Genomic DNA, 19,982 nt, shown 5'->3' with positions numbered 1-19,982 from the left:
GCGAGACAAGCCGACGAAAAAACAAATGTGAAAATTTTAGACTATGAATTTCCGCACTATTCCGCCATTATTACTAAATCTGGGGGAGAAACGCCGATTGAATCCCTAGATATAGTATTTGGGGCGTCGTATAGTGAGGGAAGACACAGAAAGTTACACGCGTGTGATTTCATCCATGTGATTTGTAGATCTGTGTCGGCGTCTTGTTAGTTGCAGAGGAAGGTATGTGATGCAGGCTCAGGTTCTGGATGCGCCGGCAAAGCCAACGACGGCGACAAAAACCGTACTGGTGGAAAAGCGTGACGGGCGGATTGTTGATTTTGACCCGGTGAACATCATCGCGGCAGTGAAATCGGCCTTTAAGGATCTCAACAAGGAAGTCGGTCCTGAAGAGGAACAGATGATCCGCGATCTCGCCAACGGCATCGAAGGCGAAGTCAAGGAGCGTTACAGCGGCCCGGCCAAGATCGAGGACATCCAAAACCTCGTCGAGCACGGACTGGTCGAAAACCATCTCTACGAAGTGGCTCGCAACTATACGAACTATCGTCTCAACAAGGACATCGACCGCGCCAAGGCCACCGATATCAACGCCGCCGTCGACCGCTTGGTCAACAAGGACGAGACGCTGGTGCGCGAGAACGCCAACAAGGATTCCAACGTCTACGCCACGCAGCGCGACCTCTTGGCCGGGGCCGTCTCCAAGGCCTCCGCCTTCTCGATGCTCCCGAAGCGCGTCTCCAACGCCCATATGAAGGGTGACATCCACTTCCACGATGCCGATTACTCGCCGTTCACCGCCGAGACCAACTGCTCGCTGCCGAACTTCGCCGACATGCTGCACAATGGCTTCGAGCTGGGCAACGCGATGATGGACACCCCGAAGTCCATCGGCACCGCGGCCACGCAGATCACGCAGATCATCAAGGACATCGCAGGCGACCAGTACGGCGGCCAGACCGTCAACCGCGCCGACGAGATGCTCGACGAATACGCCCGCAAGGACTATAAGAAGTTCCTCGACCAGGCCCACACCATGATCCCGGACTCCATGCCGGAGAACGTGGCCCAGGAGATCGTCGACGGGCTGAAGGCCAACGAGCCCAAGACCCTGCACTTCGACGCCGACCGCAAGCCGATTCCGCAGGACACTCCGTTCCACGCTGACGCTCCGAAGCTCGAGCAGATCCGCGAGATCTACGCCAAGATCATGACCCGCAAGGCCATCTACGACGCCATGCAGACCATGGAATACCAGATCAACTCCAACCGCGTCTCCAACGGCCAGACCCCGTTCGTCACCGTCGGCTTCGGGCTCGGCACCTCGTGGTTCAGCCGCGAGATCACCCGCTGCATCTTCCTGGTGCGCATCTTGGGGCTCGGCCGCGACCACCACACCGCGATCTTCCCGAAGCTCACCTACGCGATCAAGCACGGCGTCAACTCCGAGCCGGGCGATCCGAACTACGACCTGAAGCAGCTCGCGCTTGAGTGCTCGACCAAGCGCATGTACCCCGACATTCTCTTCTACGAGAACCTCGTCAAGATCACCGGCTCCTTCAAGGCGCCGATGGGCTGCCGTTCGTTCCTGCCCAGGTGGACCAATCCCGACACCGGCAAGGACGAAGAGGAAGGCCGCTTGAACCTCGGTGTGGTCACCGTCAACATCCCGCGTATCGCGTTGGAATCTCGCGGCGATAAGGACCGGTTCTGGAAGATCTTCGACGAGCGCATGGACGTCGCTCACGAAGCCTTGCAGTTCCGTATCATGCGTTGCAAGCAGGCCAAGCCGATCAACGCGCCGACGCTCTATCGTTACGGTGCCTTCGGCCGTTTGAATGCCAACGACAACGTCGATCAGCTCTTCAATCGCGACCGCGCCACCGTCTCGCTGGGCTATATCGGTCTTTATGAGGCGACCAGCGTCTTCTACGGCAAGGACTGGATGCAGGATCACAGCTGGGATGCGGAAGGCAAGGAATTCGCGCTTTCGATTGTCAAGAAGATGAACGCGCTGTGCGCCAAATGGGCCAAGGAAGAGGGCTATCACTATTCGCTCTATTCCACGCCTGCCGAGTCGTTGACCGACCGCTTCAACCGCATGGACCGTGAGAAGTTCGGCCGCGTGCCGGGAGTGACCGACCACGACTTCTATACCAATTCGTTCCACTATCCGGTCTGGCTGTCGCCAACCCCGATGGAGAAGCTCGACTACGAGAAGGACTTCCCGTACTATGCTTCGGGCGGGTTCATCAACTACTGCGAGTTCCCGACCCTGCAGACCAACCCGAAGGCGCTCGAGGCCGTGTGGGATTACGCCCACAACATCGGCATCGGCTACCTCGGCACCAACACCCCGATCGACCACTGCTATGTCTGCGGCTTCGAGGGCGACTTCGAGCCGACCGAGGAGGGCTTCAAGTGCCCTGAGTGCGGCAACTCCGACCCCGACAAGTGCAACGTCACCAAGCGTACCTGCGGCTACCTCGGCAACCCGGTGCAGCGCCCGATGGTGCACGGCCGTCACGAGGAGATCACGCACCGCGCCAAGCACATGAGCGGCGAGACCGGCCATGTCGTGCTGAAGGACGGCACCGAGCGCGAATGGTACGAAGAGGCCCGTTGATTCGGTAGTTTTCCAGATTTCCAGATAGTGGGGTAAAGGCGGTTCACTGGTTGTTCGGTGACCGCCTTTGCTTTGCCCGGTGATGCTGGAACTACCGAGTGATGAAGCAGCTTCTTTTTTATTATTGTGCGAGAGATTTTCCCACGTCACGAGTTTGAGGTGGCGGTTGAAGCAAAGGGGGAACGATATGGGCAAGCTGGCAGGTGGCAAGTTGCATGATTTCGCCGCGGGTGAGAGCGAGCGTGGGCCGTGGATTCCCACGGCGCTGGCCAATAACCCGAAGGCGGGGCAGTGGACGAGCGAGCGGCTCAGCCACGACATGATCGCCGACTACAAGCCGCTGGTGATGACCGACGGCGAGGGCATCCGCTGCTCCGTCTACGTTTCCGGCTGTCCGTTCCACTGCGTCGAGTGCTTCAACGAATCCATCTGGGATTTTCAGGCCGGCCATCCTTATACTCAGGGTTTTGAGGACAAGGTCATCAAGGATCTGGGCAATGACGTCGTTCAAGGCATCACCTTCCTCGGCGGCGAGCCGCTGCTCAACACCGGCGTGCTGCTGCGTCTTGCCAAGCGCATCCGTAAGGAATTCGGGCACAGCAAGGACATCTGGTGCTGGACGGGCTACACGTGGGAGGAACTCATGCGCCCCGGCGAAAGCGACGACAAGCTCGAGCTGCTGCGCGATGTCGACATCCTGGTGGACGGACGATATATGAAAGACCACCACGACTCGCTTCTGCAATTCCGCGGCTCCAGCAACCAGCGCATCATCGACGTGCCGGCCTCATTGCGCGCGCACGACGAATCCGGTTCGGTCAAACCGGTGATCTGGTCCAAGCTCCACGACCAGCACCGCTTCATCCCCGAGGTCTACGGCAAGGACCGCTCCGCCGGCGAAGGTGCCGCGAGCTGATCGACGGTTCGGGCGGTTTGGGTATTCAGAGGATACGCAACAGGTGAGGGATTCATCAACCTTTTTGACTACGACGTGACAAAGCTGGTGGACAACGAATGCGACAACGCGAAGAAGCATGAAACGTGATGGTTGTCAAGAGATGTAGGTCACACTGCTTACTACTGTGAGCTGAATCACGGTGAAGTTCCTTACTGCTGGGCTGTGTCGAGACTAATCTAGCAATGTATATGTGTGTAAACTCACAGCGTCAGGTTACGTAAAAACGCGGCGGGTTTATGGGAATGGTGAGGATTCAGGCATGGCTGACGTGATGGAAACCAAGACAACGGAGCATGAGGTTACGCCCCTGCGGGTCGGGCTCGATATCGGTTCAACTACGGTCAAGGCCGTTGTGCTGGACAAAAGCAGCGACCTGAAGGACGTGCTCTTCGCCGATTATCGGCGTCATAACGCCAATGTGCGCGCCACGGTGGCCGGGTTGCTGCGTGACGTCAAGAAACAGCTTGAAGAGGACGGGCGGGGCTGCCAGCCGATCAACCTGGCCATCACCGGTTCCGGTGGCCTGGGCCTGGCCGACGATATGAACGTGCCGTTCGTCCAGGAGGTCATTGCCGAAACCAAGGCCATCGACCAGGTCTACCCCGAAGCCGACGTCATCATCGAACTCGGCGGCGAAGACGCAAAGATCACTTATCTCAAGCCGACACCGGAGCAGCGCATGAACGGTTCCTGCGCGGGCGGCACGGGCGCGTTCATCGACCAGATGGCCACCCTGCTGGATACGGATGCCAGCGGCTTGAACGACATGGCCAAGAATTACAAGATTCTCTACCCGATCGCCTCGCGCTGCGGCGTCTTCGCCAAATCCGACCTGCAGCCGCTGATCAATGACGGTGCCGACAAGCCCGACCTCGCCGCCTCCATCTTCACCGCAGTGGCCACGCAGACCATCGCCGGCCTCGCTTCCGGCCGTCCGATTCACGGCAACGTGGTCTTCCTCGGCGGGCCGTTGTTCTTCCTTTCCGAGCTTCGCGAGGCCTTCGCACGCGCGCTTGAAGGTAAGGTCGACAGGTTCATCGTTCCCGAGAACGCCCACCTTTATGTGGCCTATGGTTCCGCGCTCATGTGCGGCGACGACAACGAGCTCGATGTCGGCCAGCACTTTGAGCCTCGCAGCTGCCAGGAGATCATCGACGACCTTGAGGCCTTGAAGAACAAGCCGGTCGACACCGCCACGATGCCGCCGCTCTTCCCGACCGAAGAGGACCGGCGCGAATTCAACGAGCGCCACCATAAGGAGCAGATCAAGGTCGGCACGCTTGAAGGCGCAAAGGGCCCGCATTTCCTTGGTATCGACGCCGGCTCGACCACCATCAAGGCGACGCTGATCAACGACGACCGCGAGATCGTATGGTCGTCCTACGGCACCAACGACGGAAGCCCGCTCGATGCGGCCGTCGAAATCGTGCGCAAGATCGAGAACGAATTGCCGGCCGAGGCGTGGATCGCACGCAGCTGCGCCACCGGTTACGGGGAAGGACTGATCACCACCGGCCTGCACCTGGACGAGGGTGTGGTGGAGACCATGGCGCACTATCGCGGCGCCGAAATGGTGAGTCCCGGTGTCACCGCCGTCATCGACATCGGCGGTCAGGACATGAAGTACCTCGCCATCGCCGACGGCGTCATCGACTCGATTTCCGTCAACGAGGCCTGCTCGTCCGGCTGCGGTTCGTTCCTGCAGACCTTCGCCTATTCCATGGGCCTGACCATTGAGGAATTCACCCATGCTGCGCTGAGAAGCGACCATCCGGTCGACTTGGGTTCGCGCTGCACCGTGTTCATGAACTCATCGGTCAAGCAGGCGCAGAAGGAAGGCGCCACTGTCGAGAACATCGCGGCGGGTCTGTGCTATTCCGTGGTGCGCAACGCGCTCTACAAGGTCATCAAGCTGCGCGATTCAGGCCAGCTCGGCGACACGATCGAGGTGCAGGGCGGTACGTTCCTGAACGACGCCGTGCTTCGCGCCTTCGAACTGCTGACCGGCAAAAAGGTGACCAGGCCGAACATCGCCGGCCTGATGGGTGCCTTCGGCGCGGCTCTGACCGCCCGTATGCATTATGAGGATGCCCACGAACTCGATGAGAGCGCGGAACATACCAAATCCGCCATCGTCGAGGGCGATGAGCTCGACCATCTGTCGATGACCTCCGAACGTGACGTGTGCAAGCGCTGCCAGAACCGTTGCAAGCTCACCATCACCACTTTCCAGGACGGTTCCCGTTACGTCACCGGCAACCGCTGTGAGCGCGGCGCCGACGCCAAGGCAGAACGCAGCGACCGGCCGAATCTTTACGATTACAAGTACAAGCGCGTCTTCGCCTACCGCAGGCTCACCGACAAGAAGGCCTACCGCGGCGAGATCGGCATCCCGCGCGCGCTGAACATGTACGAGAACTACCCGTTCTGGTTCACCCTCTTGACCAACCTCGGCTTCAAGGTCCGGCTTTCCGGCCGATCGAGCCACGAGCTCTTCCAATCCGGCATCGAATCCATCGCCTCGGAGAACATCTGCTACCCGGCCAAGATGGTGCACGGGCACATCAAGTGGCTGCTGGACCGCGGGGTCAAGACCATCTTCTACCCGTGCGTCTCCTACGAGGAGAACCTGGTCGAAGGCGACACCGACAACCATTACAACTGCCCGATCGTCGCCAACTACCCGGTCGTCATCGAGGCGAACATGGCCGAGCTGCGCGAACCCGGCATCCGCTACATGCGCCCCTACTTCAACCTCGCCGACCATGAGTTGATGGTCGATCGCATCGTCGAGGAATTCGCGTGGACCAACGTCACCCGCGAAGAGGCCGAGAAGGCCGTCAAGGCCGCGTACGCCGAAGACAAGATCTTCAAGCACGACGTGCAGCAGGAAGGCCTGCGCGCGCTCGCCTATATGAAGGAACACGACTGCCGCGGCATCGTGCTGGCCGGCCGTCCCTATCACATCGACCCGGAAATCAACCACGGTATTCCTGAGACCATCTGCTCGCTGGGAATGGTGGTGCTCTCCGAGGACTCCATCTGCGAGTTGCAGCCGGGCCAGAACCTGCACTTAAGCGAGTTTTTGAGCGAAGGCGAGAAGGACCCGCGAGCCAAGGACGAAGGCGGGTTCCGCGAGGTGGGCGATCGCAAGGTCATCAACATGCCGTTGCGTGTGGCCAACCAGTGGGCCTATCATTCCAGGCTGTATGCGGCGGCGAATTTCGTCGCCTCCTACCCGGGGCTCGAACTGGTGCAGCTCAACTCCTTCGGTTGCGGCATCGACGCCATCACCACCGATCAGGTCAGCGAGATCTTGGCCGACAAGGCTGATGTCTACACGCTGCTGAAGATTGACGAGGTCAGCAACCTCGGTGCGGCGAAGATTCGTCTGCGCTCGCTCAAAGCGGCCATCGAGGAACGCGAGGCCAACAAGGCCAAGCTCGCGCGTGCCGCGGCCAAGGCTGAGATTGAAGCAAAGCCTGCTGGCGATGCCGACAATCAGAGAGTCGTGGCGGAATCCAAGCAGGTTGCTGCAGAAGAGCGCGCCGAAAGCGGTGCCGACGAAATGGCCAAGCAGGCTGCCGAAGCGAAGGCTCGCGAAGAAGCCGCCGCCAAGCGCGAAGCCGAATTGAAGGATGCCGAGAGCAAGCTCGAAGAAGCCAAAGCGCAATTGGCTGCAGCCCAAGCTGCCGTCGATGCAGCGGAAAACAAGGCTGAAACCGCCAAGCAGAACGTTGCTGCGTCTGCAGTTGTCGATTCCACTGATTCTTCTGATGATTCCGATAACGCGGAAGCCCCAGCCGCTCATCAGGGCGAGTTCCGCAAAACCGGTTCCAAGGCTCCGACCCCGGGCCGTCAGGTCTTGCTCGACAGCGTCATGAAGGCGAACCCGAAGCTCACCGAGTCGATGAAAGAGGCCTCTCGCCGGGCCAATGGCAAGGGTGCCGCCGCAGGCAGCGCGAAAACTGAGCGGACAAACGTCGCTTCGAACGCAGGCAAGTCCACTGACGGCAAAGACAAGAAACGCAGCAAGGGCACGATTTCCGCCTACGCCCACAAGGTGCGTTTCGAGAAGACCATGCGCCGCGACTACACCATCGTCGCCCCGCAGATGAGCCCGGTGCACATGAGCCTGGTCGAGGCCGTGATCCGTTCCGGCGGCTACAAGTTCGACGTCTTGAAGATGGCCGACCAGCAGGACGTGGAGACCGGCCTCAAATATGTCAACAACGACGCGTGCTACCCGGCCATCATGGTCGTGGGGCAGCTGGTCGACTCGATCATCAAGGGCAAGTACGACCCCGACAAGGTCTGCTTGGCCATCACGCAGACCGGCGGTATGTGCCGTGCCACGAACTATTATGGCCTGATCCGCAAGGCGCTGGTCGACGCCGGCTACCCGCAGGTGCCGGTCATCGCGCTCTCCACTCAGGGCATCGAGGACAACCCCGGTTTCACGGCGACCCCGACGCTGTTGTGGCGTGCGGTCAAGGCGTTGGTCATCGGAGACCTCTTGATGAAGTGCCATTACCGCGTGCGGCCGTATGAGAAGGTCAAGGGCAGCGCCAACAAGCTCTATGAGATGTGGGACAAGATCGTGCGCGAGACCATCGAGCATCACGGCCATTCGGCGACCGCCAAGCGAAAGATCGGCAAGGGTTATCTGCCCTACCAGACGCTGTTGAACGAGATCGTCAAGAGTTTCGACGCCCTGCCGCTGCGCAACATCCCACGCAAACCGCGCGTCGGCGTGGTCGGCGAGATTCTCGTGAAGTACCATCCCGACGCCAACAACCATCTGGTCGACCAGATCGAGGAACAGGGTTGCGAGGCCGTGGTGCCCGGCATCATGGAATTCATGACCACCCGTCCCTACATCACCGACTGGAACGAGAAGAACACCGGCATGGGCGGCAACAAGAAGCTCTATGCGCTGATGCGTTGGGGACTCGACCGGATCCTGAACCCGGTGCGCCGGGCCATCGACCTTGCGCACGGCAAGTTCAGCCAGGACACCCCGATGCCGGAGCTGGTGAAGATGGCCTCCACGGTCACCTCGATCGGTGTGCAGGCCGGCGAAGGCTGGCTGTTGACCGCCGAGATCCTGGAACTCATCAAGTCCGGCTGCCCGAACGTCGTGTGTGCCCAGCCGTTCGCCTGCCTGCCCAACCACGTCACCGGACGCGGCATGTTCGGCAAGATCCGGCGTCTGCATCCCGAGGCCAACATCGTCTCCATCGACTACGACCCCGGCGCCTCGGCCGCCAACCAGCTCAACCGTATCAAGCTGATGATCGCCGCCGCAAAGAAGGCCGATCAGAAGCTGGCCAAGGCGGACTGAACGGTCGTCGATAGTCGTTGATTGAAGCCGTATCAACAATCTGAAAGCCGGGCGATACCTGTTGGCGGGTATCGCCCGGCTTCCGTTGTTGGCCGAGAGGCCATGATACCGGTTTATGCCATCGGTCCATAAAAGATGCGATAGATGAAATGAAAGAGCACGAGGGCTCAATACCCAAATCAGTAGCCCCACTCGGCGCACTGAGTTTTACTGCTCAGCCGCCAAGTCTCACCATTCGGCACGCCAGTATTGCGCAGCGGCGGGGATGGCTTCGCGCGGCACGCCCAGACGCGCGGCGGCCATCGCGGGCCAGTGCGGGTTGCGCATCGCGGCGCGTCCGATCGAGACGGCATCGACCTGGCGGGTGCGCAGCATCGTCTCGGCCTGTTCCGGGCTACAAATGCCGCCGACCACGCTGACGACCGCGTCGGTGTCGGCCAAGGCGCGCTTGATCTGTGCTCCCAACACCGCATGGAATCCGGGGCCGGAAGGCTGCAGTGGTGTGTTGACCAGCCCGCCGGAGGACACATCGACCCAGGTGATGCCGTGGTTTTTGACCAGATCGCGCATCAGACGCGACGTGGCCTCCACATCAAGCCCGCCTTCGACCCAGTCGGTGGCGGAGATGCGGATGCCGAGCGGCTTGGTTTTCGGCCACACCTCGCGTACCGCGTCCACGACCTCGCGCGTGAGCCGGAATCGGTTCTCCTCGGTGCCGCCGTATTTGTCGTCGCGGGTGTTGGTCAGCGGAGAAAGCGACTGATGAAGCAGATAGCCGTGTGCGGCATGGATCTGAATGACGTCGTAGCCGGCGGCGTCGGCGCGGCGTGCGGCCGCGGCAAAATCCGAGACGATCTGTTCGATGCCGGCTTTGTCCAGTTTCGTCGTCGGACGATAGCCTTTGGCGATGGATTGGTCGGTCATCCCCACCGTCTGCCATCCACCGTCCTCGATCGGTGCCGAACCGCCGTGCATGCCGGGAAGCCAAGGCTTGCCTGAGGCGCGGCCACCCGCGTGGTTGAGCTGTACGGCTGCAGCCGCGCCTTGCGAGTGGATGAAGGAGACCAGGTGCCGGTGAGCGGCCTCCTGTTCGTCGCTGTATATGCCGAGGTCTCGCGGTGAAATTCGGCCGACCGGATCAACCCCGGTCGACTCGATGGTGAGCAGCCCGAACCCGCCGGCGGCGATGGACCCGTAATGCTGCAGGTGCCAGTCGGTGGCGACCCCGTCCATCTTCTCGACGGCATATTGGCACATGGGGGAGAGGATGGTGCGGTTGCGCAGCGCGAGCCCCGTCCCGTCCGGCGTGGGAATGGTCAATGGTGAAAACAGCGTGCTGCGATGGTCTGTGGTCATGTTCTGCTCCTTTATCTCACCGATTTCGATATTCCCATTCTAAGCATGGCGGATTGATTTCGACGTTGACTCGACGGCACGGGACGAAACACGATGGTATAGTTTCGTAGCCATGGTGATGCATGATGGATATCACCGGTAGTGAGGTCGGAGTCGACTTGAAAGTCAAGGACGACAGTACAGAAGATTGCGTAGGCAGATATGAACGGAACAGATCGATTGGCAAAGTTGCCGGACAGGATTCTTTTCGGTGCGGCGTATTACGACGAGTATGTGCCGCGTGGGCTTGACCGGGTTGACAAGGATATGGAGATGATGCGGCATATCGGCATCGATACCATCCGCATCGCCGAATCGACGTGGAGCACGTGCGAGCCTCAACCGGGTGTCTTCGATTTCTCCCATATCGACCGTGTACTCGACACGGCTGAGCGGCATGGCATTTCTGTGATTATCGGCACGCCGACCTACGCCGTGCCGACGTGGCTGGTGCGCATGCATCCCGACGTGCTTGCGGTGACCCCGGAGGGTCCCGGCAAATATGGCGCCCGGCAGATTATGGATATCGTCAATCCTTCGTACCGGTACTATGCCGAACGTGTCATCAGAAGACTGATCGCTCATGTCGCCCAGAATCCCGCGGTCATCGGCTATCAGGTCGATAACGAGACGAAATACTATGACTGCGTCTCGCCCGATATGCAGATGTTGTTTGTCAAATATCTTCGCGAGCGGTTCCATGACGATCTGGATGTGCTCAATGCCGCGTTCGGACTTGACTATTGGTCGAACCGCATCAATGCTTGGGAGGATTTTCCCGACGTAACCGGAGCCATCAACGAGTCGTTGCGCGCGCAATTCGACAGGTTCAGGCGTTCGCAAGTAGCGCAGTACCTGGCTTGGCAGGCCGGTATCGTACGCGAATACGCCAGGGGCGACCAGTTCGTCACCCATAATTTCGATTATGAATGGCGCGGCTATTCCTTCGGCGTGCAACCGGCGGTCAGCCATTTCGAGGCGGCCAAGGCGTTGGATATCGTGGGTGTCGATATCTACCATCCCAGCGAGGACGAGCTTACCGGCAAGCAGATCGCGTTCGGTGGCGATATGGCCCGTTCGGTCAAAGGCGGACAGAACTATCTTGTGCTCGAAACCGAGGCGCAAGGCCAGCATGGTTGGTTGCCCTATCCCGGTCAGCTTCGTTTGCAGGCCTACAGCCACCTGGCCAGCGGTGCGGACAGCGTGATGTACTGGCATTGGCATTCTATCCACAATTCTTTCGAGACTTACTGGAAGGGTCTGTTGAGCCACGACTTTGAGCCAAATCCGACGTATGAGGAAGCCGGTGTTTTTGGGCAGGAAATCGCCCGGCCTGAGGTGCAGAGTTGCTTAAAGCATTTGCGCAAGCGCAACCAGGTTGCCATCATGGTGTCCAACGAGGCGCTGGGCGCACTTGACTGGTTCACGCTGGAAACCGGATTCCCGACTGACGGCGGGCTGCGTTATAACGACATCGTTCGAATGTATTACGATGCGTTGTTCGAGTTGAATATAGAAACCGATTTCGTGCCAGCAGACGTCGATGTTGCGACTCTGAACCAATATAGACTCGTGTTGACGCCGGCGCTGTATTGCGCTCCGCAAAGTACTGTCGATACGTTGCGCGCCTACGTCAAAGCTGGCGGCCACCTGCTCTCCTCGCTGCGTTCGTTTGTCGCCGACGATGATGTGACGGTCTGGCACGACCGGGCTCCGCATGGGCTGACCGACGTGTTTGGCATGAGCTACAACCAGTTCACGCGGCCGAATGATGTCGGTGTCGTGCCTGCGGCAAAAGACTACGGAGCTGCTCTTGCCGTACCAAAGGCTCGAAGCCAAGCCGAAGCTGAGACCGAGACGAAAAGAGTGACGCAACCGGAAACCAAGGCCAAGGCGTTGATTGAGCTGCTGAAACCGAATGGCAACGGCACGCAGGTTTTGGCTGCTTATGACCATCCGGCTTGGGGAGTCTACGCTGCGATCACCCGCCATGTCTTTGGCTTCGGCTGGGCGCAGTGGGTCGGTACTGTTCTTGATGCTGACGCAATGCGTGCTGTGGTTCGCGATGCTGCCAATGCTGCAGGCGTCAGGTCGTTGGGCGTCAGCTTGGCCGGGCAGGTAACAGTGCGTGTCGGGTTTAATCAGAACGGTGAACGCATCGTTTATTTTCTGAACTATTCACCTGATCCGGTGTCCTTCGCCTCGCCAATATCAGGCAAGGTGGTCGTAGGAGGCATCAAGGTCGCTTCCAACGGATCGGCGATTGTGGATCACGCGTCCGGTCCGGCGTCCGGAACTTGCATTGAAGCCGGAGACGAGTTGACGATTGGGCCTTGGAATCTGGCCGTTGCCGTCGTCCAAAAGGGGGCACGCTGATATCCGGCCGATGGGATCGGTGCCGGTCGATTCGATGGTTTGTTTGATGTGGTAAGTTATACTGGCAATTATGGCTAACTCAAAGGGGAAGCGGATACGTAAATCTCCGGAACAACGTAGAAAAGAAATTATCGATGCAACTACGCGGTTGATGAGTGAACGGGGATACAACGGCTTTACGCTGACTGATATCGCCGATGCGATAGGTATGAGTCAGCCCGGCTTGATGCATTATGTGAAGAATAAGGAAAGTCTGCTTTCTTCTGTTATCACGCAAATATACGACAATGCGGGCACTCCTGAAGAATTCATACAGTCGGGATTGCCGGGAAGCGATAGCAATAACTTGCTGTTCCCGGCATATATGCGTTATTTGGTCGGATATAATGCCCAGCGTAAATCCCTTGTGCAGCTCTACAATGTTCTGTCGACCGAAGCGGCCAATCCCAATCATCCTCTGCATAAGCTTTTCACGAATCGGCCACAGCAGATTTGGGAGCACTATTCGGAATTCATATGGAAGATACCGCCCGAGATAGGGGAGTGGAACAACATGCGGCCTTCTGTGCGCAGATGTATGGAGTTTTTGGACGGTATACAACTGCGGTGGCTGCGTAAACCTCCGATCGATATGCTGACCGAATGGCTTGATATCGAGTCCTTGCTGTTTCCCTCCCCGATCTGGGATGGTTATCGATCGTTATGAGCAAATACCATAATCGACGGCAATCTATTGTTTATGCGGCTTGATGACTTCAACCTCAATGTCGCTGGGTGCGTTGAAGGAAATCGACATGTCTGACTGCCCCTGTCCGTTGTCCTTCTTCCAAGATACTTGTATGGGACCGTGCGGGGTGGCGACTGAGCCGGAGGCTTTTTCGAGCCCGGCCGCATGGGGGGAAATCCTCGCGCTTCGATACCCCGGTGAACTTGGTTTGACGCCCAGTATTGCTGACGGTAATTCGTAGAGGGCCAACGCACCCCAGGCATGGCAGTCGCTGCGCTGTTTGAGGTCGTCTTCCGCGCAGGTCGTCATATGGTTGCTGAGCATCTTCTGCCACGGAGTCCATAATGTTGATGTTTCGTCGTAAAGGTCAAGTTCCTCCAAAGCCCGGAAGAGATAATATGCCATCGCGATCGAACATTGCGCATAGTGTTTCGGGTCCTCAAGTGTCGTCATGACGTTTTTCCGGGATTGCTCGATATCGCTGGTATGCGTCAATGCGGCGAATACCTGGCAATGCTGACTGATGTCGGAGCAGGAGGGTCCATCTGTATACATTCCATGGGCATCGCGGCAGAGGAGATTGACGGCCTTTTGTATGTCGCTTGCTTCTCTGGCACACGTCTCCGCCTTGCCTTGATCGCCAAGATGCTTGTATATCTTCGATGCATATTGCAGCGCCATGATATAGAGCAGGCTTTCCATGGTCAACGGACCATCGAGGATCGCCGTAGGAACGCCTCTTGTCTTGTTCCACTCCGGTGTCCAGTCGATGAACGACCAACAAGGATCCGGGGCGTCTATGCCGCCGACTTTACCTACAATGCCGTCTTTGGTCAAGTGGTCATGGAAGTAACCGAGAATGTCGTCCACAAGGGGCATATGCTTCTTCAGAAGTTCCGTGTCGTCAAAGTACATCATGTGGTCGTAGAGTATGCCCACGAAATAAAGGGAATACCCGGGAATGACGTTTCTCGTGTTATTCGGCCAGCTGGCATTGAGCAGTCCCTCGGCTTGTTTGGCGTTCGAGAACGCCTCGATGGCTTGTCTGGCCAGCCGATCGTCGGCGGAGACTGCATACGTGTAGAGAATTTCAGTACGAGAATCCATAATGTATTGCAATTGCTCGTAAAACGGGCAGTCCTCGTAGGTTTCGTGCATACAGCGCCGCAGTGTGCGCAATGACATATCCCAGATGTTGTTCAGCGTCTTGTCTTGAATGTTGACCGTTGTCGTGGCGTCAAGAGGGTATTCCGTCTGACGATAGTCAAACCGCACAATGGTCACGGGCTTTTTCCCGGCAGTGACCTTCAGGCGGACGAAGCGGAACGTGCGCAGCCAGAAGGGCTCGTAGATTTCGGGTTCGCTTGTGGTGCCCCGGCCCGTGGGGTGATACGTGTCTGTGTAGCCGGCAAGAACCCCGTGTTCGCTGTCGGTCCTGTCTCCTTTCACTGGCTGGTCTTCGAATGCTGAAGGATGTTCGGGAGCGTATTTGACGTAGCCCTCTGATTGGAGGATGTCGATGCGACTGCCTGCTCCGCCGGTTAGAGCCAATGTGAGATATCCGGTCATGAGTTCGCCGGCGTCTACGACAAATTCCTTGACGGTTCCGGGTTCGAGCGTGACCGGAAGCGACGGACCTGAACGGAAGGAGCGTGAAGTGTCCCGCATGAACGGGATAGCTCGGGGTTGAAGATTATCGGGACGCAGGATGGAAGGCAGCTGCGCGGCGGTATATTCGTATGAGTTTGACCAATCCATGAAAGAGGAACTGTTCGACGTCATCCAGTGGTTGTCGGTGACGGAAGGCGCATAATCCTCCATAATCTGTAATGGAGCAAAGAATGGATTTTCGCTGACGATTCTTCGATTGGTGTCGATACGCGATTGCCAAGAAGCGTCGGTTGCCAGAGTGGGATTGCCTGTGACAGTGTCGCAATCCATGGATTCCAGCCAGAACCCGGGGCATGTGGTCGAGACGACGCTGTTGTTGCCAGGGGCATCGGATGGGTAATGAAGCACTGTAGCTGCGATGACGTTGTCCTCTTTATGCAGTGCCCCGGCGATGTCGCAAAGGTCGTAGCATCGTCTACTCGAATCTGTTTTGGCGGGACCGGCCTGAATGAACGTTCCGTTGACGAATAGTTTGTAACGGGCGTCAGCGCAGACTCTTACCTGGAAGTGTTCCGGAATGGTATTGATGTGAAGTATTTTCCGGAAGTTGGCGAAAACGGCCCGTTGTTTCGCCGCTGCCGTATCAGGCTGTCCGTTTGGCGCGACAGGCCATATCCAATGGCTTTGAGCGGTCGTGCTGGGGGTTTGGTTGTTTTCCATCGATGCTCCTTTGCTGAAATATCGATAAATGGTATCTTGTAAAGACAAGATAAATATAGCATACTTTATTGTTATTGAATAATCATTGATATGAGTTCGTTATTATTGGTTGACAGTTTGCAGTTCGATTATTTTATGATACTATCTTTGTTTGGAAAGATAAATATTATTTTTCCTTTCTTCTATCGAGGAAGATGTTAGAGAAAGGGGTCCTATGGACCAGGAAGACATGAGCACTGTGGCTTCGGCTTCACCACGACTAGAGCAGTACAATGCAGCCATCGCTGCGGCTGACAAGGATCCGACGCTGTCTCCGGAAACAGGAAAGCCGTTTGGCGCGGTGACCATAGCTCGTTATGGGGCGGCATTCCTTGGCTTTGGTATTTTGTGGATGATCGGCATCAATTCTGTATCGGCCTTTATCATCCCGCTGCGTCTGAAGCAGATGGTTCCGAACCCGGAAGCGGTCATCGCCATCAACGGCACGGTATCCTCCGTGTTTTCGCTGCTTTCGAATCTGATATTCGGTAATTTCTCCGATCGGACTCGATCTCATTTCGGACGTCGTACGCCTTGGATTGTGATCGGTTCTCTTATCGGCGGTATTTTTATGTTCCTTACTGGCATGGCGCCAAATGCTTTCCTGATGGTGCTGTGCTTCGGTTTGGCGATGGCTGGTCTCAACATGATGATTGCTCCTGTGGTCGCCATGATTTCCGATCGAGTGCCATCGGGTATCCGTGGAACGATGAGTGCTTTTTACGGAGCCGGGTCGACTGTGGGAGCGCCTTTGGGTACTCTGCTGGCGACAAAGCTCATGAATAATCAAACGGCTTCTTCGATCTCTGCCGGCGCCTTCATGCTTGTCAGCGGCTTGCTCTTGCTGGTCTTGGTGCCGCGAGAGAAGTCTGCGGACTTCCTCCCCAAGACTTCCGGCGGGCTCAAAGACATTTTGGTTTCCTTTACTCCTCCAAGGTTTAAGACCAATCATGATTTCTACAAGGCCTTTGCAGGTCGTCTTTGCATGCTGATGGGCTATCAGATGATTGCGGCTTATCAGCTGTATATCATTACCGATCACGTCGGGCAGAGCAATACCAAGGCTGCGGAGACGATGTCGGTGATGTCTATCATCTCCATGGTTGTCTCGTTGGCCGGTCCTGCGGTTTCCGGTCCGTTGTCGGATTTCCTGGGCCGTCGTAAGGTTCCTGTGGTCATTGCATCCGTGTTGTTCGCCATTGGCGTGGCGATGCCGTGGGTGATGCCGACGACGATGGGCATGTACCTGTACGCAGGAATAGCGGGTTTGGGCTATGGCGTGTATTCGTCGGTTGATCAGGCGCTGAACGTTGACGTTCTTTCAGATAAAGAGACCGCTGGCAAGGATCTCGGTATCTTGAATCTTGCCACAACATTGGGCCAGATGATTGGCCCTGTGCTGACGTCTACGATAGTCATGGTCACCGGCGGCTATCCGGTCGCCTTCGCGGTTTCGATTTGCATGGCAATTCTTGGCTCGGTATTTATCCTGTCCATCAAGAGCGTACGCTAAACCGCTACAGAGTTACATTATCTGGTTCATTCGTAGAAAACAAGAATTCTGCGAATGAACCAGATAATTGTCTGTTTGGCAAGGTTTGACAAGAAAGATTTTTGGTTTATTGCCATCAAGCGCTATGAGTAAGTTGGAATTACGTAGACGTATCTGTTGATCACATCGTTTTATGGAGATTTATGACGGAAGATAAAAGGTTACCGTACCAAAACCCGAACCTAAGCGACGGCGAACGTATCGCTGACCTGTTGGGGCGTATGACGCTGGAGGAGAAGGTCGGGCAGATGATGCAGCTCGACGCCAGGGGCGGCGACCTGAAGCACCTGATCGTCGAACGCCATGTCGGCTCGATCCTGCACACCCGGCCGTCCGATCTGCCCAAGGCCGTCGATATGGTGCGCAAGAAGACCAGGCTCGGCATCCCGCTGGTCATCGGCGACGATTGCATCCACGGCTATTCGTTCTGGGAGGGTGCGACGATCTATCCCGAAGAGCTCGGCATGGCCTCTTCCTGGGATCCGGCGAAGGTCGAGAAGATGGCGCGGGCCACCGCCGAGGAGGTCTCGGCGACCGGCGTGCACTGGACCTTCTCGCCGGTGCTCTGCATCTCGCGTGACACCCGTTGGGGCCGCGTGGGCGAGACCTTCGGCGAGGATCCGACGCTGATCGGCGAGTTCGCCAGTGCCATGGTGCGCGGCTATCAGGGCGGCGCCAAGGCGGGCGAGCCGCTGGCAAAAGACGCGATCCTGGCCTGCGCCAAGCATTTCGCGGGCTATTCCGAAACGCAAGGCGGACGTGACGCCAGCGAGGCCGACCTTTCGCACCGCAAGCTCGCCTCGTGGTTCCTGCCGCCCTTCGAACGCGTGGCACGTGAGGGCGTCGGCACGTTCATGCTCGGCTACGAGTCCATCGAGGGCGTGCCGGTGACCTTCAACCACTGGCTCTTGAGCGACAAGCTTCGTGGCGACTGGGGCTACAAGGGCATGCTGGTCACCGATTGGGACAACGTCGGCCGTTCGGTCTGGGAACAGAAGGTCAAGCCTGATTTCGTGCACGCCGCGGCCGATGCGGTCAAGGCGGGCAACGATCTGGTGATGACCACGCCGCAGTTCTACGAAGGCGCGATCGAGGCCGTCAAGTCCGGCCTGCTCAAGGAAAGCGATATCGACGAGGCCGTTTCGAGGATTCTCGCCGTGAAGTTCCGCTTGGGGCTGTTCGAGGACCCGCGGCTGCCCGACCAGAAGCGTATCGACGCGGTCATCGGCAACGAGGCACACCGCCGGACCAATCTCGAGCTCACGCGTGAGTCGGTGGTGCTGCTGCGCAACGGTTCGCGAGCCTGGAACGCGGATGGCGCCGATGGCGCCGACGACTCGCAGGCGGACAAGCCTGTGCTGCCGCTTGATGCGAAGTCCATTCATCGCCTCGCCGTCGCAGGCCCGCTCGCCGACGATGCCCAGACGCAACTGGGCGACTGGGCCGGCAATTCCGGCCAGGTCTCCTGGATGCCGGAGGGGCAGCCGCGCGAGATGATCACGACGGTGGTCGACGGTCTTAAGGCGCTCGGCAAGGATGATGATTTTGAAGTCACGTACACCAAAGGTGCCAACGTGGTGGTGCTCAAGGATGATCCGAACGGTCCGGTGTTCCCCGATGGGCAGCCGCGTCCGAAGGTGGCGTTCCCGGCGCCGCTTGACCAGCGTTTGCTTGATGAGGCCGTGGAGAACGCCCGCCAGTCGGATGCCGTTATCGCCGTGGTCGGTGACACCATCCCGCTGATCGGCGAGGGCCGGTCCTCGGCGACCCTGGAGCTTCAGGGCGGTCAGGTCGCGCTGTTGGATGCGCTCGCCGAAGTCGCCAAGGCCGACGATAAGCCGTTCGTCGTCGTGCTGCTGAGCTCGAAGCCGCAAGTGCTGCCGCAAAGCGCCCTGAACGCCGATGCGTTGCTCTGGGCGCCGAGCCCGGGTATGGAGGGCGGCCGCGCCATCGCCGAGATTCTGATGGGCGTCACCGCCCCGAGCGGCCGTCTGCCGATCACTTTCCCGCGTCACGCCGGCCAGCTTCCCGTCTATTACAACCAGATTCGCGGCCAGCACGCGTGGCGTTACGCCGATCTGACGCAGGATCCGGCGTTCGCGTTCGGCGAGGGCCTGAGCTACACCACCTTCTCCTACGGCGAGCCGCAGATCGAGGGCGGGGAAACGCCGTTCGGCGCCGACGAGACCCTGCATGTCTCGATCGAGGTGACCAACACCGGCAGCAACGCGGGCACCGAAGTGGTGCAGGCCTATGTCGGCGACCTGGTCACGTCGGTGAGCTGGACGGACCGCGAGCTGAAGACGTTTGGCAGGGTCGAGCTGAAGCCGGGGGAGAGCAAGACCGTAACGCTCGACATCCCCGTCTCCGCGTGCTCCATCGTCGACGCGGACGCCAACCGCATCGTCGAGCCCGGCGAGTTCGAGCTGCTGGTCGGCCATTCCTCCCGTCGCCGCGACCTGAAGCGCACGACGTTCACGGTCGAGTGATCGCGCTGGTCGGTTTCTGAAATGTGCGCGAATCCGTTGCGATGGCTGACGGGTTCGCGCACATTGCTGTTGTATCGGGGATATGGGCCGGAAACGGTGCGTAGGATTGGGTTTCACCTGGTGAGAGCAGGCGTTTGGTATCGAT

The 19,982-nt window shown here is 58.4% G+C and carries 9 protein-coding genes; 7 read left to right on the top strand and 2 right to left on the bottom strand.

What is annotated here, in order from left to right:
• The first annotated feature begins 229 nt into the window (after positions 1-229).
• The 3 genes from nrdD to OZX75_RS05155 all read left to right on the top strand — a co-directional run bounded on the left by nrdD (position 230) and on the right by OZX75_RS05155 (position 8,928).
• Positions 230-2,626 (top strand): anaerobic ribonucleoside-triphosphate reductase, encoded by a 2,397-nt coding sequence (nrdD, locus tag OZX75_RS05165; RefSeq protein WP_277147431.1) that lies wholly within the window; start codon positions 230-232, stop codon positions 2,624-2,626.
• Between the two features lie 196 nt (positions 2,627-2,822).
• The gene (nrdG, locus tag OZX75_RS05160; RefSeq protein ID WP_277147429.1) at positions 2,823-3,542 is read left to right on the top strand and encodes an anaerobic ribonucleoside-triphosphate reductase activating protein; all 720 of its coding nucleotides are present in this window, start codon (positions 2,823-2,825) and stop codon (positions 3,540-3,542) included.
• Positions 3,543-3,843: 301 nt separating this feature from the next.
• A complete protein-coding gene (locus tag OZX75_RS05155; protein WP_277145610.1) occupies positions 3,844-8,928 on the top strand; it encodes an acyl-CoA dehydratase activase-related protein in 5,085 nt (1,694 codons plus the stop codon).
• 228 nt (positions 8,929-9,156) lie between these two features.
• Here OZX75_RS05155 and OZX75_RS05150 read toward each other — a convergent pair whose 3' ends face one another.
• On the bottom strand, positions 9,157-10,284 hold the full coding sequence (locus OZX75_RS05150) for an oxidoreductase (RefSeq protein WP_277145609.1): 1,128 nt from the start codon (positions 10,282-10,284) through the stop codon (positions 9,157-9,159).
• 201 nt (positions 10,285-10,485) lie between these two features.
• On the opposite strand from OZX75_RS05150, the gene OZX75_RS05145 reads away from it, so the two are divergent.
• Together OZX75_RS05145 and OZX75_RS05140 are read left to right on the top strand one after the other, a co-directional pair.
• Positions 10,486-12,699, top strand: a complete 2,214-nt coding sequence (locus tag OZX75_RS05145) for a beta-galactosidase (RefSeq protein ID WP_277145608.1) — start codon at positions 10,486-10,488, stop codon at positions 12,697-12,699.
• Between the two features lie 70 nt (positions 12,700-12,769).
• The gene (locus OZX75_RS05140; RefSeq protein ID WP_277145607.1) at positions 12,770-13,405 is read left to right on the top strand and encodes a TetR/AcrR family transcriptional regulator; all 636 of its coding nucleotides are present in this window, start codon (positions 12,770-12,772) and stop codon (positions 13,403-13,405) included.
• Positions 13,406-13,429: 24 nt separating this feature from the next.
• On the opposite strand, the gene OZX75_RS05135 is transcribed toward OZX75_RS05140, so the two are convergent.
• Positions 13,430-15,757 carry an alpha-L-rhamnosidase-related protein gene (locus OZX75_RS05135; RefSeq protein WP_277145606.1) on the bottom strand — a complete coding sequence of 776 codons (2,328 nt, stop codon included), beginning with the start codon at positions 15,755-15,757 and terminating at the stop codon, positions 13,430-13,432.
• A gap of 214 nt (positions 15,758-15,971) precedes the next feature.
• Between OZX75_RS05135 and OZX75_RS05130 the strand changes: the two genes are divergently transcribed.
• Positions 15,972-17,309 (top strand): MFS transporter, encoded by a 1,338-nt coding sequence (locus tag OZX75_RS05130; protein WP_277145605.1) that lies wholly within the window; start codon positions 15,972-15,974, stop codon positions 17,307-17,309.
• 182 nt (positions 17,310-17,491) lie between these two features.
• Positions 17,492-19,837, top strand: a complete 2,346-nt coding sequence (locus tag OZX75_RS05125) for a glycoside hydrolase family 3 N-terminal domain-containing protein (protein ID WP_277145604.1) — start codon at positions 17,492-17,494, stop codon at positions 19,835-19,837.
• The last annotated feature ends 145 nt before the right edge of the window (positions 19,838-19,982 follow it).

Source organism: Bifidobacterium sp. ESL0800, assembly GCF_029395355.1.
GTDB lineage: Bacteria > Actinomycetota > Actinomycetes > Actinomycetales > Bifidobacteriaceae > Bifidobacterium.
This window is presented reverse-complemented; position numbering and strand designations above follow the sequence as displayed.